Raw genomic sequence first — 16,538 nt, 5'->3', positions numbered from 1 at the left:
GGTTGCTGAACTTCTGGCATCTTCTGTGAAACCGGCCACGGGACCGAGGCTGAAATGCCTGCGGGATCGGTACGGCGTAGCCTGGGAGCCGTCCAGTCCGTGCTCCTAATCGGGCACGAGGGACACACCGCGTGCCACACAAACCCGCGTGAAAGAGGCGATTACCGGCCGTGTCGACCCAGCAGACTTCGCAGGAGAACCCACTGGCGGGTTTCGGCCCGAATGAGTGGATCGTCGAGGAGATGTACCAGCGGTACCTCGCCGACCCATCGAGCGTCGATTCGGCCTGGCACGACTTCTTCGCCGACTACCGCCCGGCGCCCGGCGCGGCCACGCCAAGCGGGGCCGAGACGTCGGAAAAGCCGGCCGCCGCTCCCGAGCCGGACGGGCAGCCGGAGGCAGCCGCCACGGTCAGCCAGCCGAGCGCCACGCCGCCGGCGACCGCGAGCAAGCCCACCGCCGCCCAACCGTCCGCCGCGCAGCCGGCACCGGCCAAGCCCGCCGCCGCGCAGTCGGCGCCGACCAAGCCCGCCGCCGCGCCGGCCGCGTCCACGGCCTCCCCGGCGAAGGCCGCCCCGGCGAAGCCGGCCGCCGCGCCGAGCGCCGACGGCCCGCAGACCACGCCGTTGCGGGGTGTCGCGGCGAAGATCGTCCAGAACATGGACGCCTCGCTGAGCGTGCCCACCGCGACAAGCGTGCGCGCCGTCCCGGCCAAGCTGCTCGTCGACAACCGCATCGTGATCAACAACCACCTCGCCCGGGGGCGCGGTGGCAAGGTCAGTTTCACCCACCTGGTCGGGTACGCGCTGGTGCGGGCGCTGGTCCAGCACCCCGAGATGAACAACTCCTTCGCCGAGGCCAACGGCAAGCCGGCGATGGTCCGCCCGGCACACGTCAACCTCGGCATCGCGATCGACCTGGCCAAGCCGGACGGCACCCGCAACCTGGTGGTCCCGTCCATCAAGGGCTGCGAGCAGATGGACTTCCGGCAGTTCTGGCAGGCGTACGAGGACGTGGTCCGGCGGGCGCGGCGCAACGAGCTGACCATGGAGGACTACTCCGGCACCACGATCTCGCTGACCAACCCGGGCGGCATCGGCACCGTGCACTCGATGCCGCGCCTGATGCAGGGGCAGAGCGCGATCATCGGCGTGGGCGCGATGGAATACCCGGCTCCCTACCAGGGCATGTCCGAGGCCACCCTCGCCGAGCTGGCCGTCAGCAAGATCATCACGCTGACCAGCACGTACGACCACCGGATCATCCAGGGCGCGCAGTCCGGCGAGTTCCTCAAGGTGATGCACGAGCTGATCCTCGGCGAGCACGCCTTCTACGACGAGATCTTCACCTCGCTGCGCATCCCGTACGAGCCGGTGCGGTGGATGCGCGACGTGGCGGTCAACTCCGAGGGTCAGATCAACAAGACCGCCCGGGTGCACGAGCTGATCCACGCGTACCGGGTGCGCGGCCACCTGATGGCCGACACCGACCCGCTGGAATTCAAGATCCGCAAGCACCCCGACCTGGACGTCCTCCAGCACGGGCTCACCCTGTGGGACCTGGACCGCGAGTTCCCGGTCAACGGCTTCGCCGGCCGGCAGCGGATGAAGCTGCGCTCGATCCTGGGCGTGCTGCGGGACTCCTACTGCCGCCGGGTCGGCATCGAGTACATGCACATCCAGGACCCGGAGGAGCGGCGCTGGGTGCAGGAACGGATCGAGCGCAAGTACGAGAAGCCGGCCGCCGACGAGCAGAAGCACGTGCTCAACCGGCTCAACGCCGCCGAGGCGTTCGAGACCTTCCTACAGACCAAGTACGTGGGCCAGAAGCGCTTCTCGCTGGAGGGCGGCGAGTCGCTGATCCCGCTGCTCGGTGAGGTGCTGGAGTCCTCCGCCGAGAACGGCCTGGACGAGGTCGTCATCGGCATGGCGCACCGCGGTCGACTCAACGTGCTGGCCAACATCGTCGGCAAGCCGTACGAGAAGATCTTCTCGGAGTTCGAGGGTCACCTGGACCCGCGCTCGACGCAGGGCTCCGGCGACGTGAAATACCACCTCGGCCAGAACGGCAAGTTCACCACCCCGGACGGCGCGCACGCGGTCAAGGTGTCGGTGGTGGCCAACCCGTCGCACCTGGAGGCCGTCGACCCGGTGCTGGAGGGCATCGTCCGGGCCAAGCAGGACCGGATCGACCTCAAGCTTGAGGGCTACACAGTGCTGCCGTTGGCGGTGCACGGTGACGCCGCGTTCGCCGGGCAGGGCGTGGTCGCCGAGACGCTCAACCTGTCGCAGTTGCGCGGCTACCGCACCGGCGGCACCGTGCACGTGGTCGTCAACAACCAGGTCGGCTTCACCACCGCACCGGAATACAGCCGGTCCAGCCTCTACAGCACCGACGTGGCCCGGATGATCCAGGCACCGATCTTCCACGTCAACGGCGACGACCCGGAGGCCGTGGTCCGGGTGGCCCGGCTGGCCTTCGAATACCGGCAGACGTTCAACAAGGACGTCGTGATCGACATGGTCTGCTACCGCCGGCGCGGGCACAACGAGGGCGACGACCCGTCGATGTCCAACCCCCAGATGTACAAGATCATTGATTCGAAGCGCTCGGTGCGCAAGCTCTACACCGAGGAGCTGATCGGCCGCGGCGACATCACTGTGGAGGACGCGGAGGAACTGCTGCGCGACTACCAGGCGCAGCTGGAGAAGGTCTTCAAGGCCACCCGGGACGCCGCCTCGGCGCCACGACAGCTCAACCGGCCGCGCCGCGAGGAGGAGCCGGAGCCGCAGGTCGACACCGCCACCGACGCGGCGGTGGTCAAGGCCATCGGCGAGGCGCACGTCAACCTCCCGGAGGGCTTCACCCCGCACAAGCGGATCCAGCAACTGCTGGACCGGCGGGCCAAGATGTCCACCGAGGGCAACATCGACTGGGGCTTCGGCGAGATCATCGCGCTCGGGGCACTGCTGCACGACGGGGTCACCGTCCGGCTGGCCGGGCAGGATTCGCGGCGCGGCACGTTCGTCCAGCGGCACGCCTCGGTGGTCGACTCCCGCACCGGCGACGACTACCTGCCGCTGAAGTCGCTCACCGGCGACGGCGAACGCTCCCGGTTCTTCGTGCACGACTCGCTGCTCAGCGAGTACGCGGCGATGGGCTTCGAGTACGGCTACTCGGTGGAGAACATCAACGCCCTCGTCGCCTGGGAGGCCCAGTTCGGCGACTTCGTCAACGGCGCCCAGTCGGTGATCGACGAGTTCATCTCCTCCGGCGAGGTCAAGTGGGGCCAGCGCTCCGCCATCACCCTGCTGCTGCCGCACGGCCACGAGGGCCAGGGCCCGGATCACACCTCCGGCCGGCCGGAGCGGTTCCTACAGATGTGCGCCGAGGACAACATGCGGGTGTCCATCCCGACGACCCCGGCGAACTACTTCCACCTGCTGCGCCGCCAGGCCCTGTCACCCAAGCGCAAGCCGCTCGTGGTGTTCACACCGAAGTCGCTGCTGCGGCACAAGCTCTGCGTCTCCTCGGTGGAGGACTTCACCACCGGCACCTTCCAGCCGGTGCTGCGCGACCCGGCCGCCCCGGCACCGGAGGCGGTGAAGCGGGTGCTGCTCTGCTCCGGCAAGGTCTACTACGACCTGTTCCAGGCCCGGCAGGAGCGTGGCGTCACCGACACCGCGATCCTCCGCATCGAGCAGCTGTACCCGTTGCCGGTGGAGGAGATCCGGGCCGCCCTCGCGCAGTTCCCGAACGCGGAGGACTTCGCCTGGGTGCAGGAGGAGCCGGCCAACCAGGGTGCCTGGTCGTTCGTCGCGCTCAACCTGCTGGAGCACCTCACGGACGTCCGGCTGCGGCGGATCTCCCGCCCGGCCGCTGCCGCCCCGGCGGTCGGCTCGGCCAAGACCCACGAGGTCGAGCAGAACGCGCTGATCGAGGCGGCTCTCCCCCGCCCGTGACCTGACCTGAGCACGAAAGCCGGGGCAGGGCCGTTTCACAGCGGCCCTGCCCCGGCTCGCATCGGTCCCGCCCGGTCCGACCCGGGCCGGCCGGCGGCCCCACCCGGCCCGCCCGCCGGCCGGTCGACCACCCATCAACCCGCCCGGTCCACGCCGGGCCGAGCACGAGGACGTACCCATGTACTTCACCGACCGTGGCATCGAGGAGCTGGTCGAGCGCCGGGGCGAAGAGCAGGTGACCCTGGAGTGGCTGGGTGAGCGCCTGCGCGACTTCGTCGACCTCAACCCCGACTTCGAAACCCCCATCGAACGCCTGGCCACCTACCTGGCCCGCCTGGACGACCCAGACGACGAAGACGCCTAACCCCGCCCGCCCGCCGCCCCGCCGCCCCGCCAGAGTTGTCAGCCCGTCAGCGTTGATCATGAGGTTAGCCGCGCGTGTCGTCGGCGCGTCGGGCAACAACCTCGTGATCACCGGGGGCGGGCGCACCGGGGGGCGGGCCGGGGCCGGGGGCGGGCCGGCCGGGGGGAGGGCGGGCGGGGTTGGTGGGGGTGGGTTTTTTGGGGTTCACGATCTTTTAGGGTGGTGGCGTGGCTCGCAGTGTGTATCTGACCAGCGTGGGGTCCGGTGGGGGGAAGTCGACGGTCGCGCTCGGGCTGGCGGAGTTGCTGTCCCGTCAGGTGGGGCGGATCGGCGTGTTCCGGCCGTTGGTCTCCGACGCCGGTCCGGACCCGATCCTCGCCCTGCTCAGTGAGCGGTACCGGGTCGAGCTGCCGCTGGCCGAGCTGGCCGGGGCGAGCTACTCCCAGGCCGCGGCGCTTGTCGCCGACGGCCGGCGCGAGGAGCTGATCTCCACTGTCGTCGAGCGGTACCGGGCGGTGGAGCGGCAGTGCCCGGCGGTGGTCGTGGTGGGCAGCGACTTCGACGACCCGGGCGACCCGGCCCATCCTCGGGAGTTGGCCTTCAACGCCCGGCTGGCCACCGAGTTCGGCAGCGTGGTGGTGCCCGTGGTGGACGGCTTCGAGCAGGAGCCGTCGGCGGTGGCGGCGGCCGTGCGCGGGGCGTACCACGATCTGGCCGACCTGGGGGCGACGGTGCTCGCGGTGATCGCCAACCGGGTCTCCGAGCCGATGACGCTGCCCGACCTGCCGGTCCCCGCGTACGCCATCCCGGAGGTGCCGAGCGTGTCGGCGCCGACGGTGGCCGAGGTGGCGGCGGCGCTCGGCGCCACCCTGCTGGCCGGAGACGAGGCGGCGCTCGGTCGGGACGTCCTGGACTTCGTGGTCGGCGCGGCGCACGTGCCGACGCTGCTGGGCCACCTCACCGAGGGCGCCCTGGTGATCACCCCCGGAGACCGGGCCGACCTGCTGGTGGCGGCGAGTGCCGCGCACGTGGCCGGGCAGGTGTCGGTGGCCGGGCTGGTCCTCACCCTCGGCGAACAGCCCGACCCCCGGGTCATGCGGCTGGTGGAGGGCCTGAACACCGGGCTGGCGGTGCTCTCGGTGCGCAGCGACAGCTACGACACAGTGGCCGCGTCCAGCCGGATCGAGGGCCGGCCCAGCACAGCGAACCCGCGCAAGGTGGAGGCGGCGCTGGGGGCGTTCGAGCGCTGCGTGGACACTGACGACCTGGCCCGCCGGCTGCGGGTCAGCCGGTCGACGCGGGTGACCCCGCTGATGTTCGAGAACGAGCTGATCGACCGGGCCCGGTCGAAGCCGCGGCACCTGGTGCTGCCGGAGGGCGCCGACGAGCGGATCCTGCGCGCGGCCGAGATCCTGCTGCGCCGGGGCGTCGCCGAACTGACCCTGCTCGGCCGGCCGGACGACCTCGCCCGACGCACCCGCGAGCTGGGCATCGACCTCGGTGACGCGAACGTCGTCGACCCGGTCACCAGCGGGTGGCGTGACGACTTCGCCGCCGAGTACGCGCGGCTGCGCGCCCACCGGGGCGTCAGCGCCGAGTTGGCGTACGACATCGTGGCCCAGCCCAACTACTTCGGCACGCTGATGGTGGCGACCGGACGGGCCGACGGCATGGTCTCCGGCGCGACGCACACCACCGCCGCGACCATCCGACCGGCGTTCGAGGTCATCCGTACCGTGCCGAACGTGTCGGTGGCGTCCAGCGTCTTCTTCATGCTGCTCGCCGACCGGGTGCTGGTCTACGGCGACTGCGCGGTCAACCGCGACCCGGACGCCCCCCAGCTCGCCGACATCGCGATCTCGTCGGCCGACACCGCCGCCCGGTTCGGCATCGAACCCCGGGTGGCGATGCTGTCGTACTCCACCGGCAGCTCCGGCGCGGGCGCGGACGTGGAGAAGGTCGCCGTGGCCACCGCCCTGGTCCGGGAGCGCCGGCCCGACCTGCTGGTGGAGGGGCCGATCCAGTACGACGCGGCGATCGACCCCGCGGTGGCGGCGACGAAGCTGCCCGGCAGCCCGGTCGCCGGGCAGGCCACGGTCTTCATCTTTCCGGACCTGAACACGGGCAACAACACGTACAAGGCGGTGCAGCGCTCCGCCGGGGCGGTCGCCGTCGGCCCGGTCATGCAGGGCCTGCGCCGTCCGGTGAACGACCTGTCCCGCGGCGCGGGAGTGGCGGACATCGTCAACACTGTGGCGATCACCGCCATCCAGGCGGCAACGGAGGAGCCCTCGTGAGTCGGGTGCTGGTGCTCAACTGCGGGTCGTCGTCGGTGAAGTGGCGTCACTACGACGGGGACCTGGTGCTCGACCACGGCACCGTCGAGCGGGTCGGTGAGCCCGGTGGCGGCCCGGCGGACCACGCCGGTGCGGTCCGACAGATCCTGGACGGTCTGGACCTGACCGGGCTGACCGCGGTGGGGCACCGGGTGGTGCACGGCGGCCGGAGGTTCACCGCACCGGTGCTCGTCGACGACGAGGTGCTGGCCGCGATCAGGGACCTGGTGCCGCTCGCCCCGCTGCACAACCCGGCCAACCTGGCCGGCATCGAGGTGGCCCGCGCGGCGCTGCCGGACGTCGCGCAGGTCGCCGTCTTCGACACCGCGTTCCACCACACCCTGCCGGAGGCCGCCGCGACGTACGCGATCGACCGGGACACCGCTGAGCGTTACGACATCCGCCGGTACGGCTTCCACGGCACCTCGCACGCGTACGTGTCCCGGCGTACGGCGGAGCTGCTGGGCCGCCCGTACGAGCAGGTCAACACGATCACCCTGCACCTGGGCAACGGGGCCAGCGCGTGCGCTGTGGCACAGGGTCGCAGCGTCGCCACCTCGATGGGCATGTCCCCGTTGCAGGGGCTGGTGATGGGCACCCGCAGCGGCGACGTGGACCCGACAGTGATCTTCCACCTGCGCCGGGAGGGTGGGCTGTCCGTGGACGACATCGACGACCTGCTCAACCACCGCAGCGGCCTGTTGGGGCTGACCGGCGCCAACGACATGCGCGAGGTGCTCGAACGCCGGGCGGCCGGTGACCGGGCTGCGGCGCTGGCCTTCGACGTGTACTGCCGGCGGATCACCGAGTATGTCGGGGCGTACTACGCGCTGCTCGGCGGCGTCGACGCGATCGCCTTCACCGCCGGGGTCGGCGAGAACGCCGCGCCGGTGCGGGCTGCCGCGCTGGCCGGTCTGGACCGGCTCGGCATCGCGGTGGACGACGCCCGCAACGACGGCACGGGCGACCGGTTGATCTCACCCGAGGGCGCCGAGGTGAGCGTCTGTGTCATCCGGACCGACGAGGAACGGGAGATCGCCCGGCAGACCCGGGACGTGGTCGGGGCGGCCTGACGTCACACGGGCGCGCACCCCCGGAAGGCCCGAGGGTGCGCGCGCGAGTCGGTTGCGACTCGATCAGCCGGTGGCCAGCCAGGTGACGAGTGCGACAAGCACCACGACGACCACTGCCGCACCGATGATGAGCGGCAGGCGGGACGGGGCCTCCGTCGGCGCCGTACCCTCCGGCGTCTGGTTGAAGGCGCGGAACGCCTCGGTGTTGCCGCTGGGGTCCGTGTAGTTCTCAGGCATGTCGGTGACCCTAGCGAAGCTGGTCAGGCGGCACCGTCCCCGGCCCACTGATCCTGCCGGCCTGGCGCGACCGCGGGCCGGGCCTCGTCGAGCAGATCCTCGTACACCCCGACCTTGAAGGTGATCAGGTCCAGGCTCTGGGTGAGCCTGCCGATCTGCTCCGTGACGCGCCCGTGGTGCTCACGCATGAGCGCGAGTCTCTCCTCCTCGTTGCCCGCGCCCTCGCGGACGAGTTCGGTGTAGCGGCGCAGCGCCGGCAGTGGCATGCCGGAGGCGCGGAGGATGACGCAGACGGTCAGCCAGTCCACGTCGTCCTGGCTGTAGAGACGACGTCCGGTGGACCCACGGCGTACCGGGCTGACGAAGATGCCCTCCTGCTCGTAGAAGCGGAGGGTGTGCACGCTCAGACCGGTGCGTTCGGCGACCTGTCCGATGCTCAGCGTCTCGGTGACCTCAACCATGCCGAGCAGGGTAACGAGGGTTGACCTAGAGCCGACTCCAGCTCCTACGGTGCCAGGTGATCACTACTGGAGCATCGAGGAGAACATCGACATGCGCTATCGCACCCTCGGCGGCACCGGCATCGAGGTGAGCACCCACTGCCTCGGGACCATGATGTTCGGTGCCGTCGGCAACCCCGACCACGACGACTGCGCCCGGATCATCCACACCGCGCTCGACCAGGGCATCAACATGATTGACACCGCCGACATGTACGGCCGGGGCGAGTCCGAGGAGATCGTCGGCAAGGCGCTGCGGGGGCGCCGCGACGACGTCGTGCTGGCCACCAAGGTGCACTTTCCGATGGGCGAGGGCCCCAACCAGGGCGGCAACTCGCGGCGGTGGATCCTGAAGGCGGTCGAGGGCAGCCTGCGTCGTCTGGACACCGACTGGATCGACCTCTACCAGATCCACCGCCCCGACCCCTCGACCGACATCGAGGAGACGCTCTCGGTGCTCACCGACCTGGTCCGCGACGGAAAGATCCGCGCCTTCGGCTGCTCGACGTTCCCGGCCGAGGAGATCGTCGAGGCGCACGAGGTGTCCGAGCGTCGCGGCCTCGGACGGCTGCGCACCGAGCAACCGCCGTACTCGATCCTGGCCCGCGGGGTGGAGGCCGCGACCCTTCCGGTCTGCCAGCGCTACGGGATGGGAGTGCTGGTCTGGAGCCCGCTCGCCTTCGGGTTCCTGAGCGGGAGGTACCGCAGGGACCAGCCCGTCGACCTGACGACCGGGCGGGCCGCGCTGCGGCCGGCACAGTTCGACCCCACGATCGCCGAGAACGCCGCGAAGCTCGACGCCGTCGAACAGCTCGTCGACCTCGCGGCAGGCCTCGGCTGCACGCTTGCGCAGTTGGCCATCGCCTTCACCGTGGCCCACCCGGCCGTGACCTCGGCGATCATCGGACCGCGGACCCTGCCGCAACTGGAGGATCTGCTCACGGGCGCCACGCTCACCCTGGACGACGCGACCCTCGACCGGATCGACGAGATCGTGCCGCCCGGGACGAACCGGTACAACCCCAACGCCGCCTTCCCCAACCCCGCACTGACCGACACCGCACGGCGGCGACGCCCTTTCGCCGAACGCGCCGCCGCCTGAGCGCGCCCGGTGCCGACCGTGCGACGTCGGGTGATCGAATGGACACACCGCGCCAGAACGCACCGGGCCGGCCCGGTGGGCGAGGCACAATCGGATTCATGTCCCGTCGCGTCACCCCGGCACTGCTGGCCGGCACCGTGCTGCTGTCCGGTCTGGTCGGTTGCTCCACTGACGCCCGGAAGACCGAGGGCCGGCAGGCGCCCGTCGAACGGCCGCCCGCCGCCACACCGACCCCGAAGGTTCCGGCCGGCAGGGCCCCGCAACGCAGCTTCGCTGTCGGCGTACGCCAACTGAAGCTGAACCGGGACGGCCGGGCGCTGCCGACGACGCTCTGGTACCCGGCGGCCGGGGAATCCGGCGGCGCGGCCAGACGGTCCGCGACGGCAGCCGAGGGCCGGTTTCCGGTGGTGATGTTCAGCCACGGGCTGGGCGGGCGGCCGGACGACTACGCCACGCTGCTGACCCGATGGGCGGCGGCGGGTTTCGTGGTGGCCGCGCCGGCGTTCCCGCACACCTCCTCCGGTGGCGACAAGAACGTCCTCGACGTGCTCAACCAGCCGGCCGACGTGTCGTACGCGCTAGATCGGGTGTTGGCGCTGGACGGCACCGCCGGCGACGCGTTGCGCGGCCGGGTGGACGGGGAGCGGGTCGCCGCGGCCGGGCACTCGGCGGGCGGGGTGACCACCATCGGCCTGTTCACCGCGAGCCGGGACAAGCGGCTGGACGCGGGCGTGGTGTTCGCCGGCACGGCCCTTGGTGTGGGCACCGCGTTCGCCGGCGCGTCCGCGCCGCAACTGTTCGTGCACGGCGAGCTGGACGAGGTGGTCGACTACGCGGCGGGCAAGGCGGCGTACGACAAGGTGCCCTGGCCCAAGGCGATGCTGAGCCTGCCCAGGGGTGACCACGGGCGGGCGCTGCTTGGCGACGGCGCGACGCTGCGGGTCGTCTCGGACACGACAGTCGAGTTCCTGCGCTGGTCGCTCTACGGCGACGCGGCGGCCAAGAAGCGCATCGCCACCGACGCCACCCGCGGCGACATCGCCACCTTCGACGACCACCTGTGACCCGGCCAGCCTCAGCGCGGCCCGAGGCAGCAGTTTCCCCGATGTTGCGCGGATCATGAAGGCGGCGTCAGGCGGTGTGGTCGATGACGACCTTGCCGAAGGCGTCGCCGGAGTGCAGGCGGGCGAAGGCGTCCTCGACCCGACTGAACGGGACGACTGTGTCCACCACCGGGCGCACCTCGTTGTCCGAGCAGAACGCCAACAGCTCGTACAACTCACCCGGCGTGCCCATCGAGGTGCCCAGGATCTCCAACTGCATCGCGAAGACCCGACGCAGGTTGACCGTCGGCTCGTGCCCGGCGGTCGCGCCGGAGACCACGATCCGGGCCATCGGCGCTGCCGACTTCAGCGAGTGGTCGAAGGTCGCCGCGCCGACCGTCTCGATCACCACGTCGACCCGTTCCGGCAGCCGGGCACCGGGTTCCACGGCGGTGGCGCCGAGGGCCGAGATCCGGTCCCGCTTGACCGCGTCGCGGCTCGTCGCGTACACCCGCTTGCCCATCGCGACGGCGAGCGCGACGGCTGCGGTGGCGACACCGCCGCCCGCGCCCTGGACCAGCACGCTGTCGGCGTCCGCGACGCGGCCCTTGGTGGTCAGCATCCGCCACGCCGTCAGCCAGGCCGTGGGCAGGCACGCCGCGTCGGTCGCCGCCATGCCGTCGGGCAGCGGGACCAGATTCGACCGGGGTACGGCCACCCGGTCGGCGAGTGTCCCGGCGAAGTGCTCGGAGAGGATGGAGACCCCGCGCGGGTCACCCGGAGTGACCACCACCGGGTACACGACCACCGGACGGCCCTCCGGGTCCAGCCCGACCGCGTCGCAGCCGAGGATCATGGGCAGCTGGGCCTCGGCGAGCCCCACCCCGCGCAGCGACCAGAGGTCGTGGTGGTTGAGCGAGGTGGCTCGCACCCGCACCGTCACCCAGTCGTCGGCCGGATGGGTCGGCTCGGGCCGCTCGCCGACGGTGAGCGCGGCGAGCGGGTCGGCGTCGTCGAAGCGGGAGGCAAAGGCAGCACGCATGATCGGCACGGTAACAAGCTGAGCGCTCGTTAAGAAGCCGTGTGGCGGGCCGCGCCCGAGCGACCCCGGCCAACGCTCGCGGCTACCGGCGGGCGACGCCGTCGCGGCGGGCGGCTTCGGCGACCGCCTCGGCGACGGCCGGCGCGACGCGTGGGTCCAGCGGCGAGGGGACGATCGCGTCGACGGTCAGCGACTCGGCCACCACACCGGCGATGGCGTCCGCGGCGGCGACCTTCATCGACTCGGTGATCCGGGTCGCGCCGGCGTCGAGCGCGCCGCGGAACACGCCCGGGAAGGCAAGCACGTTGTTGATCTGGTTGGGGTAGTCGCTGCGCCCGGTGGCGACCACCGCGACGTGCCGGGCGGCCACCTCGGGGTGCACCTCCGGGGTCGGGTTGGCCAGCGCGAACACGATCCCGCCGGGTGCCATCCGAGCCACCGCCGCCTCGGGGATCTGCCCGCCGGACACCCCGATCAGCACGTCCGCGTCGCGCAACGCCTCGGTGATGTCGCCGCGGCGGCCGTCCGCGTTGGTGCTCGCCGCCAGCTCGGCCTTGGTGGCGGTCAGCCCGGTGCGGTGCCGGCCGATGATCCCCCTGGAGTCGCAGACCACCACCTGGTCGGGGTTGACGCCCCCGGCGACGAGCATCTTCGTCACTGCCACCCCGGCCGCGCCCGCACCGCTCACCGCCACCCGCAGGTCACCGAGCTTGCGGTCGAGCAGGGTGGCGGCGTTGCGCAGCGCGGCGAGCACCACGATCGCGGTGCCGTGCTGGTCGTCGTGGAAGACCGGGATGTCCAGCGCCTCGTCGAGCCGGCGCTCGATCTCGAAGCACCGGGGCGCGCTGATGTCCTCCAGGTTGATCCCACCGAACGAGGGGGCCAGCGCCCGGACCACGGCGACGATCTCGTCCGTGTCCTGGGTGTCCAGACAGACCGGCACGGCGTCCACCCCGCCGAACTGCTTGAACAGCACCGCCTTGCCCTCCATCACCGGCAGCGCGGCGCGCGGGCCGATGTTGCCGAGCCCGAGGACCGCCGAGCCGTCGGTGACCACGGCGACGGTGTGCGACACCCAGGTGTAGTCGTCCACCAGGGCGGGATCGGCGGCGATCGCCTCGCACACCCGCGCCACCCCCGGGGTGTACGCCAGGGAGAGATCTTCCCGGCTGGTGAGCGGCACTGTCGAGGTGACTGCCATCTTGCCGCCCCGGTGCAGCAGGAAGACGGGATCAGCGGGGTCCACGGTGGACGAAGACATGGTGGTGACTCCAGGATCTGTCGAGCAGACGAAGCGGGCCAGCCCGGCCGCGAGGTGGGCGGCGAGCGATGGCGCGCGGTGCAGGGGGTCACCCGGTCACTTCCGAGCATAGTGTCGGCCCTACCCCTCGGGTGTGAGCAGGGTCATATCAGGTGGCGGCGCACCCGGCCGGGGCGTGGCCAGTAGCGGACCAGCACCCGCCCCCGCACGTCGGCCACCCCGTACACCCGGGAGTCGTCGGTGACCAGATCGTTGTCCCCGCGCAGCCACCAGCCGCCGTCCTGTTTCCGGACCGCCCGCTTCACCACCAGCAGGTCGGGACGGCTCCGGAAGACCGCGACCACCACGTCCCCGGGTCGGATTCGGCGGCCACCGGGGCGGACCAGCACCGAGTCGCCGTGCCGCAGGGCGGGTGCCATGGACGGGCCGACCACCAGAACGGCGGTCAACGGCCCCCGCAGCCGAGGCGCCTCAGCCGGGTGATCGGTGTCCATTGGTTTCACCTCCACCCGGTTAGGGGAGCATCCCCAGGAGTAATGTCGCCTTTGATCATCGCAAACTTCCCATGGAGGATCCCGATGCGATTTCTGCGCATCCTTGCGCCCCGCGTGACCGCGAGCGCTCACTGCGACCTACCGTGCGGCGTCTACGACCCGGCCCAGGCCCGGATCGAGGCCGAATCGGTCAAAATGATCTGCGAGAAGTACCAGGCGAACACCGACCCGGAGTTCCGCACCCGCGCCGTCATCATCAAGGAGCAGCGCGCCGAGCTGGTCAAGCACCACCTGTGGGTGCTGTGGACCGACTACTTCAAGCCGCCGCACTTCGAGAAGTACCCGAACCTGCACAGCCTGTTCAACGAGGCCACCAAGCTCGCCGGCGCCAGTGGCGTCAAGGGCAGCCTCGACCCGGCCACCGCCGACAAGCTGCTCGCGAAGATCGACGAGATCTCGAAGATCTTCTGGGAGACCAAGAAGGCGTGACCGTACCGGTCACTCCGACGATCCGGCCGGCACGTCCCGAGGACGTGCCGGCCGTCGTCGCCATGGTGCACGACCTGGCGGAGTACGAACAGGCCCCGGACCAGTGCCACCTCACCGCCGAGCAGTTGACCTCGGCCCTGTTCCCGACCGCTCCGACCAGCGGCGTGGCCTCGGGAGCGTCCAGCCCCGCGCCGGCGCTCTTCGGTCATGTCGCGGTCGATGAGCAGGACGAACCGATCGGCTTCGCGTTGTGGTTCCTCAACTTCTCCACCTGGGCCGGTGTGCACGGCATCTACCTGGAAGACCTCTACGTGCGGCCGGCCGCGCGGGGCACCGGGGCCGGTCGGCTGTTGCTCGCCACCCTGGCCGAGATCTGCGTACGACGCGGCTACCGGCGACTGGAGTGGTGGATGATCCACTGGAACCCGGCCGCCGGCTTCTACGCCTCGATCGGCGCGCAGCCGATGAGCGAGTGGGTCCCCTATCGGCTCGGTGGCGACGCGCTGCGCGAGTTGGCCGACCAAGCCGCCACCGCTGGCACGCGTACGGGCGACTGACCGGGTAGAGTCCCCGACCGGGGGGATGAGGCGTGACTCAACTGACTGGCCAGCCAGCGACCGACGACGACGTGGTGCACCTCACGGTGCCTGCCGACGGCGGTTACCTCGGCGTGCTCCGCACCGCCACCGCCGGGCTCGCGGCCCGGTTGCAGTTCGCGCTCGACGAGATCGAGGATCTGCGGATCGCTGTCGACGAGGCGTGCGCCATGCTGCTCGCCATCGCCACCCGCGACGCCGAGTTGGAGTGCCGCTTCAGGGTCACCGAGGACGCGTTGACGGTCGAGGTGACAGTGCCGACAGTGCGCGGTGCCACGCTGCCCGCCGAGTCGTCCTTCGCCTGGAAGGTGCTCACCGCGTTGACCACGTCGGCGTCCGCCACGGCCGTCGACGGTCGTGCCACTATCGCGTTGCTGACCCGCCGCTCCGGCGGCTACTGACCGGCTCGGCGCACGCCGGCCCGGTCACTCGAAGCCGAGCGCCCGGGTCGTCGGTGGGCTGACCAGCAGCCAGCCCACGCCCAGACCGAGCGCCATCAGCGGCACACCCAGCCAGCCCAGCCCGCCCTGGATCATGAACCAGCCGATCGGCAGCAGCATCAGCTGGAGCACGATCGCGGGAGCGCGGGCGCCGGCCTTTCGGCGCGACAGCGCCCGGCCCAGTGCCCAGAGCACGACGGCGGCCCCGATGGCGAACGCTGTCACCAGCAACGCCGACGCCAGATCGGTGGTGGTGGCCGTGAGGTCGGCCCAGACCAACCACGCCGCGATCAGCCCGACGGCGACCGCTTCCGCCCACAGCAGCCGCACCGCCCAGCGGAGCGTGACGGGAAACGGGGCCGAGTCGATGGTCACGCGCGCCACGATACCCGGGCTACCGAGAGGTACAGTGCCGCCCATGCGCGCCGTCCTGGTGGTCAATCCAAAGGCCACCACCACCAGCGAACGCAGCAGGGACGTGCTTGTCCGGGCGCTGCGCAGCGAAGTCGACCTCAGTGTGCGCTACACCCGCCGACGCGGGCACGCCATGGCGTTGGCGCGGGAGGCCGCCGCCGAGGGCGTCGACCTGGTTGTCACCCTCGGTGGCGACGGCACCGTGAACGAGGTGGTGAACGGCCTGATGACGGCCGACCCGCCGACCCGCGCCGACGACGCGCCGATGGCCGAGCGGCTGCCCGCCCTGGCGACAGTGCCGGGTGGCTCGACGAACGTGTTCGCCCGTGCGCTGGGCCTGCCCCGGGAGTGGCCGGAGGCGACCAGCATGATCCTCGAAGGGTTGCGGCTGGGTCGGAGCCGGACGGTCGGGCTGGGCCGCGCTGACGACCGCTACTTCACCTTCTGCGCCGGCTTCGGCCTGGACGCCGCAGTCATCCACCGGGTGGAGCAGGCCCGGCGCAAGGGCCGGGTGTCCACACCGACGCTCTATCTGCGTTCGATCATGAACCAGTACTTCCTCGCCTCGGACCGCCGACACCCGGCGATCAGCCTGGAGCGTCCGGGCGAGCAGGCCGAGGCCGAGCTGGCCACCGTCATCATCCAGAACACGGCGCCCTGGACGTACCTGGGCGACCGGGAGGTCAACCCGAACCCCGCCGCGTCGTTCGACCTCGGGCTGGATGTGCTGGCGTTACGTCAGCTCCGGGTGGCTAGCACAACACGGACAGTGACGCAGTTCCTGTCCCGGCAACCGGATCCGCGCGGTCGGCAGGTGTTACGGCTCCATGACACACCGGAGTTCACCCTGGTCTCCAGCCATCCGCAGGCGTTTCAGCTGGACGGGGACTATCTCGGCGAGCGGGAGAAAGTCAGATTCACCTCCGTTCCCGCCGCACTGAGAGTAATCTGCTAGGTCTCGGGTACTGCCCTAGGTCGACACGGTGGCCACAACCGCATCGATCTGGTCACCGCCACACCGAGGGGGCAGGTGCCGGAAATGTCAGCAATGTCACGCGGACTGTACTATATTGATCCTCGACTGTGGCACGGCGGGTAATCGGGAAGGCCCCGAAAACCGGACAAAGGGGCTGTGGGCTTGCTCACCGCCCGGAGTTTTTCCGAGCGTCACCCTTGACATCACGA

The 16,538-nt window shown here is 71.0% G+C and carries 16 protein-coding genes; 10 read left to right on the top strand and 6 right to left on the bottom strand.

Annotated features, from left to right (window positions below; all coding sequences use genetic code 11):
* Positions 1-170: 170 nt before the first annotated feature.
* The 4 genes from AB0A95_RS07545 to AB0A95_RS07530 all read left to right on the top strand — a co-directional run bounded on the left by AB0A95_RS07545 (position 171) and on the right by AB0A95_RS07530 (position 7,735).
* Positions 171-3,962, top strand: a complete 3,792-nt coding sequence (locus tag AB0A95_RS07545; RefSeq protein ID WP_357554800.1) for a multifunctional oxoglutarate decarboxylase/oxoglutarate dehydrogenase thiamine pyrophosphate-binding subunit/dihydrolipoyllysine-residue succinyltransferase subunit — start codon at positions 171-173, stop codon at positions 3,960-3,962.
* Positions 3,963-4,140: 178 nt separating this feature from the next.
* Complete coding sequence (locus tag AB0A95_RS07540) at positions 4,141-4,326, top strand: DUF6104 family protein (protein WP_030490374.1); 186 nt, start codon at positions 4,141-4,143, stop codon at positions 4,324-4,326.
* 227 nt (positions 4,327-4,553) lie between these two features.
* Positions 4,554-6,623, top strand: a complete 2,070-nt coding sequence (gene pta / locus AB0A95_RS07535) for a phosphate acetyltransferase (RefSeq protein ID WP_357554799.1) — start codon at positions 4,554-4,556, stop codon at positions 6,621-6,623.
* Positions 6,620-7,735: an acetate kinase gene (locus tag AB0A95_RS07530; RefSeq protein ID WP_357554798.1), complete on the top strand. Its 1,116-nt coding sequence runs from the start codon at positions 6,620-6,622 to the stop codon at positions 7,733-7,735. Before pta ends, AB0A95_RS07530 begins: the two co-directional genes overlap by 4 nt.
* Positions 7,736-7,798: 63 nt before the next feature.
* Here the strand turns inward: AB0A95_RS07530 and AB0A95_RS07525 are convergent, their stop codons facing one another.
* Both AB0A95_RS07525 and AB0A95_RS07520 read right to left on the bottom strand, forming a co-directional pair.
* A complete protein-coding gene (locus tag AB0A95_RS07525) occupies positions 7,799-7,972 on the bottom strand; it encodes a hypothetical protein (protein WP_357554797.1) in 174 nt (57 codons plus the stop codon).
* Positions 7,973-7,995: 23 nt separating this feature from the next.
* Positions 7,996-8,433 (bottom strand): MerR family transcriptional regulator, encoded by a 438-nt coding sequence (locus AB0A95_RS07520; RefSeq protein WP_357554796.1) that lies wholly within the window; start codon positions 8,431-8,433, stop codon positions 7,996-7,998.
* Positions 8,434-8,524: 91 nt separating this feature from the next.
* Here AB0A95_RS07520 and AB0A95_RS07515 point away from each other — a divergent pair, with 91 nt between their 5' ends.
* Together AB0A95_RS07515 and AB0A95_RS07510 are read left to right on the top strand one after the other, a co-directional pair.
* Complete coding sequence (locus tag AB0A95_RS07515; RefSeq protein ID WP_357554954.1) at positions 8,525-9,574, top strand: aldo/keto reductase; 1,050 nt, start codon at positions 8,525-8,527, stop codon at positions 9,572-9,574.
* Between the two features lie 98 nt (positions 9,575-9,672).
* Positions 9,673-10,638, top strand: coding sequence for a dienelactone hydrolase family protein (locus AB0A95_RS07510; protein ID WP_357554795.1), 966 nt, complete (start codon positions 9,673-9,675; stop codon positions 10,636-10,638).
* Between the two features lie 67 nt (positions 10,639-10,705).
* Here AB0A95_RS07510 and AB0A95_RS07505 read toward each other — a convergent pair whose 3' ends face one another.
* From AB0A95_RS07505 to AB0A95_RS07495, 3 genes are all read right to left on the bottom strand, one after another.
* The gene (locus AB0A95_RS07505) at positions 10,706-11,668 is read right to left on the bottom strand and encodes a zinc-binding dehydrogenase (protein ID WP_357554794.1); all 963 of its coding nucleotides are present in this window, start codon (positions 11,666-11,668) and stop codon (positions 10,706-10,708) included.
* A 73-nt stretch (positions 11,669-11,741) separates the two neighbouring features.
* Entirely contained in the window at positions 11,742-12,920 is a 1,179-nt protein-coding gene (locus AB0A95_RS07500) for an NADP-dependent malic enzyme (protein ID WP_357554793.1), read from the bottom strand.
* 143 nt (positions 12,921-13,063) lie between these two features.
* Positions 13,064-13,414 carry a S24/S26 family peptidase gene (locus AB0A95_RS07495; protein WP_357554792.1) on the bottom strand — a complete coding sequence of 117 codons (351 nt, stop codon included), beginning with the start codon at positions 13,412-13,414 and terminating at the stop codon, positions 13,064-13,066.
* 84 nt (positions 13,415-13,498) lie between these two features.
* Between AB0A95_RS07495 and sodN the strand changes: the two genes are divergently transcribed.
* From sodN to AB0A95_RS07480, 3 genes are read left to right on the top strand one after another with little or no spacing between them, the layout of a single operon-like run.
* Complete coding sequence (gene sodN / locus AB0A95_RS07490; protein ID WP_357554791.1) at positions 13,499-13,903, top strand: superoxide dismutase, Ni; 405 nt, start codon at positions 13,499-13,501, stop codon at positions 13,901-13,903.
* Positions 13,900-14,460, top strand: a complete 561-nt coding sequence (locus tag AB0A95_RS07485; protein ID WP_357554790.1) for a GNAT family N-acetyltransferase — start codon at positions 13,900-13,902, stop codon at positions 14,458-14,460. The genes sodN and AB0A95_RS07485 overlap by 4 nt, the downstream gene beginning before the upstream one ends.
* Positions 14,461-14,492: 32 nt before the next feature.
* Positions 14,493-14,900 (top strand): ATP-binding protein, encoded by a 408-nt coding sequence (locus AB0A95_RS07480; protein ID WP_357554789.1) that lies wholly within the window; start codon positions 14,493-14,495, stop codon positions 14,898-14,900.
* 24 nt (positions 14,901-14,924) lie between these two features.
* Here the strand turns inward: AB0A95_RS07480 and AB0A95_RS07475 are convergent, their stop codons facing one another.
* Positions 14,925-15,359: a hypothetical protein gene (locus AB0A95_RS07475; RefSeq protein ID WP_357554788.1), complete on the bottom strand. Its 435-nt coding sequence runs from the start codon at positions 15,357-15,359 to the stop codon at positions 14,925-14,927.
* On the opposite strand from AB0A95_RS07475, the gene AB0A95_RS07470 reads away from it, so the two are divergent.
* Positions 15,358-16,308 (top strand): diacylglycerol kinase family protein, encoded by a 951-nt coding sequence (locus tag AB0A95_RS07470; protein WP_357554787.1) that lies wholly within the window; start codon positions 15,358-15,360, stop codon positions 16,306-16,308. The two genes, AB0A95_RS07475 and AB0A95_RS07470, sit on opposite strands and share 2 nt — an antisense overlap.
* Positions 16,309-16,538 lie beyond the last annotated feature (230 nt).

The organism is Micromonospora sp. NPDC049230 (genome assembly GCF_040647875.1).
Taxonomy (GTDB): Bacteria; Actinomycetota; Actinomycetes; order Mycobacteriales; family Micromonosporaceae; genus Micromonospora.
Note: the sequence above shows the minus strand (reverse complement) of the source record. Positions and strands in the feature narration are given on the sequence as shown.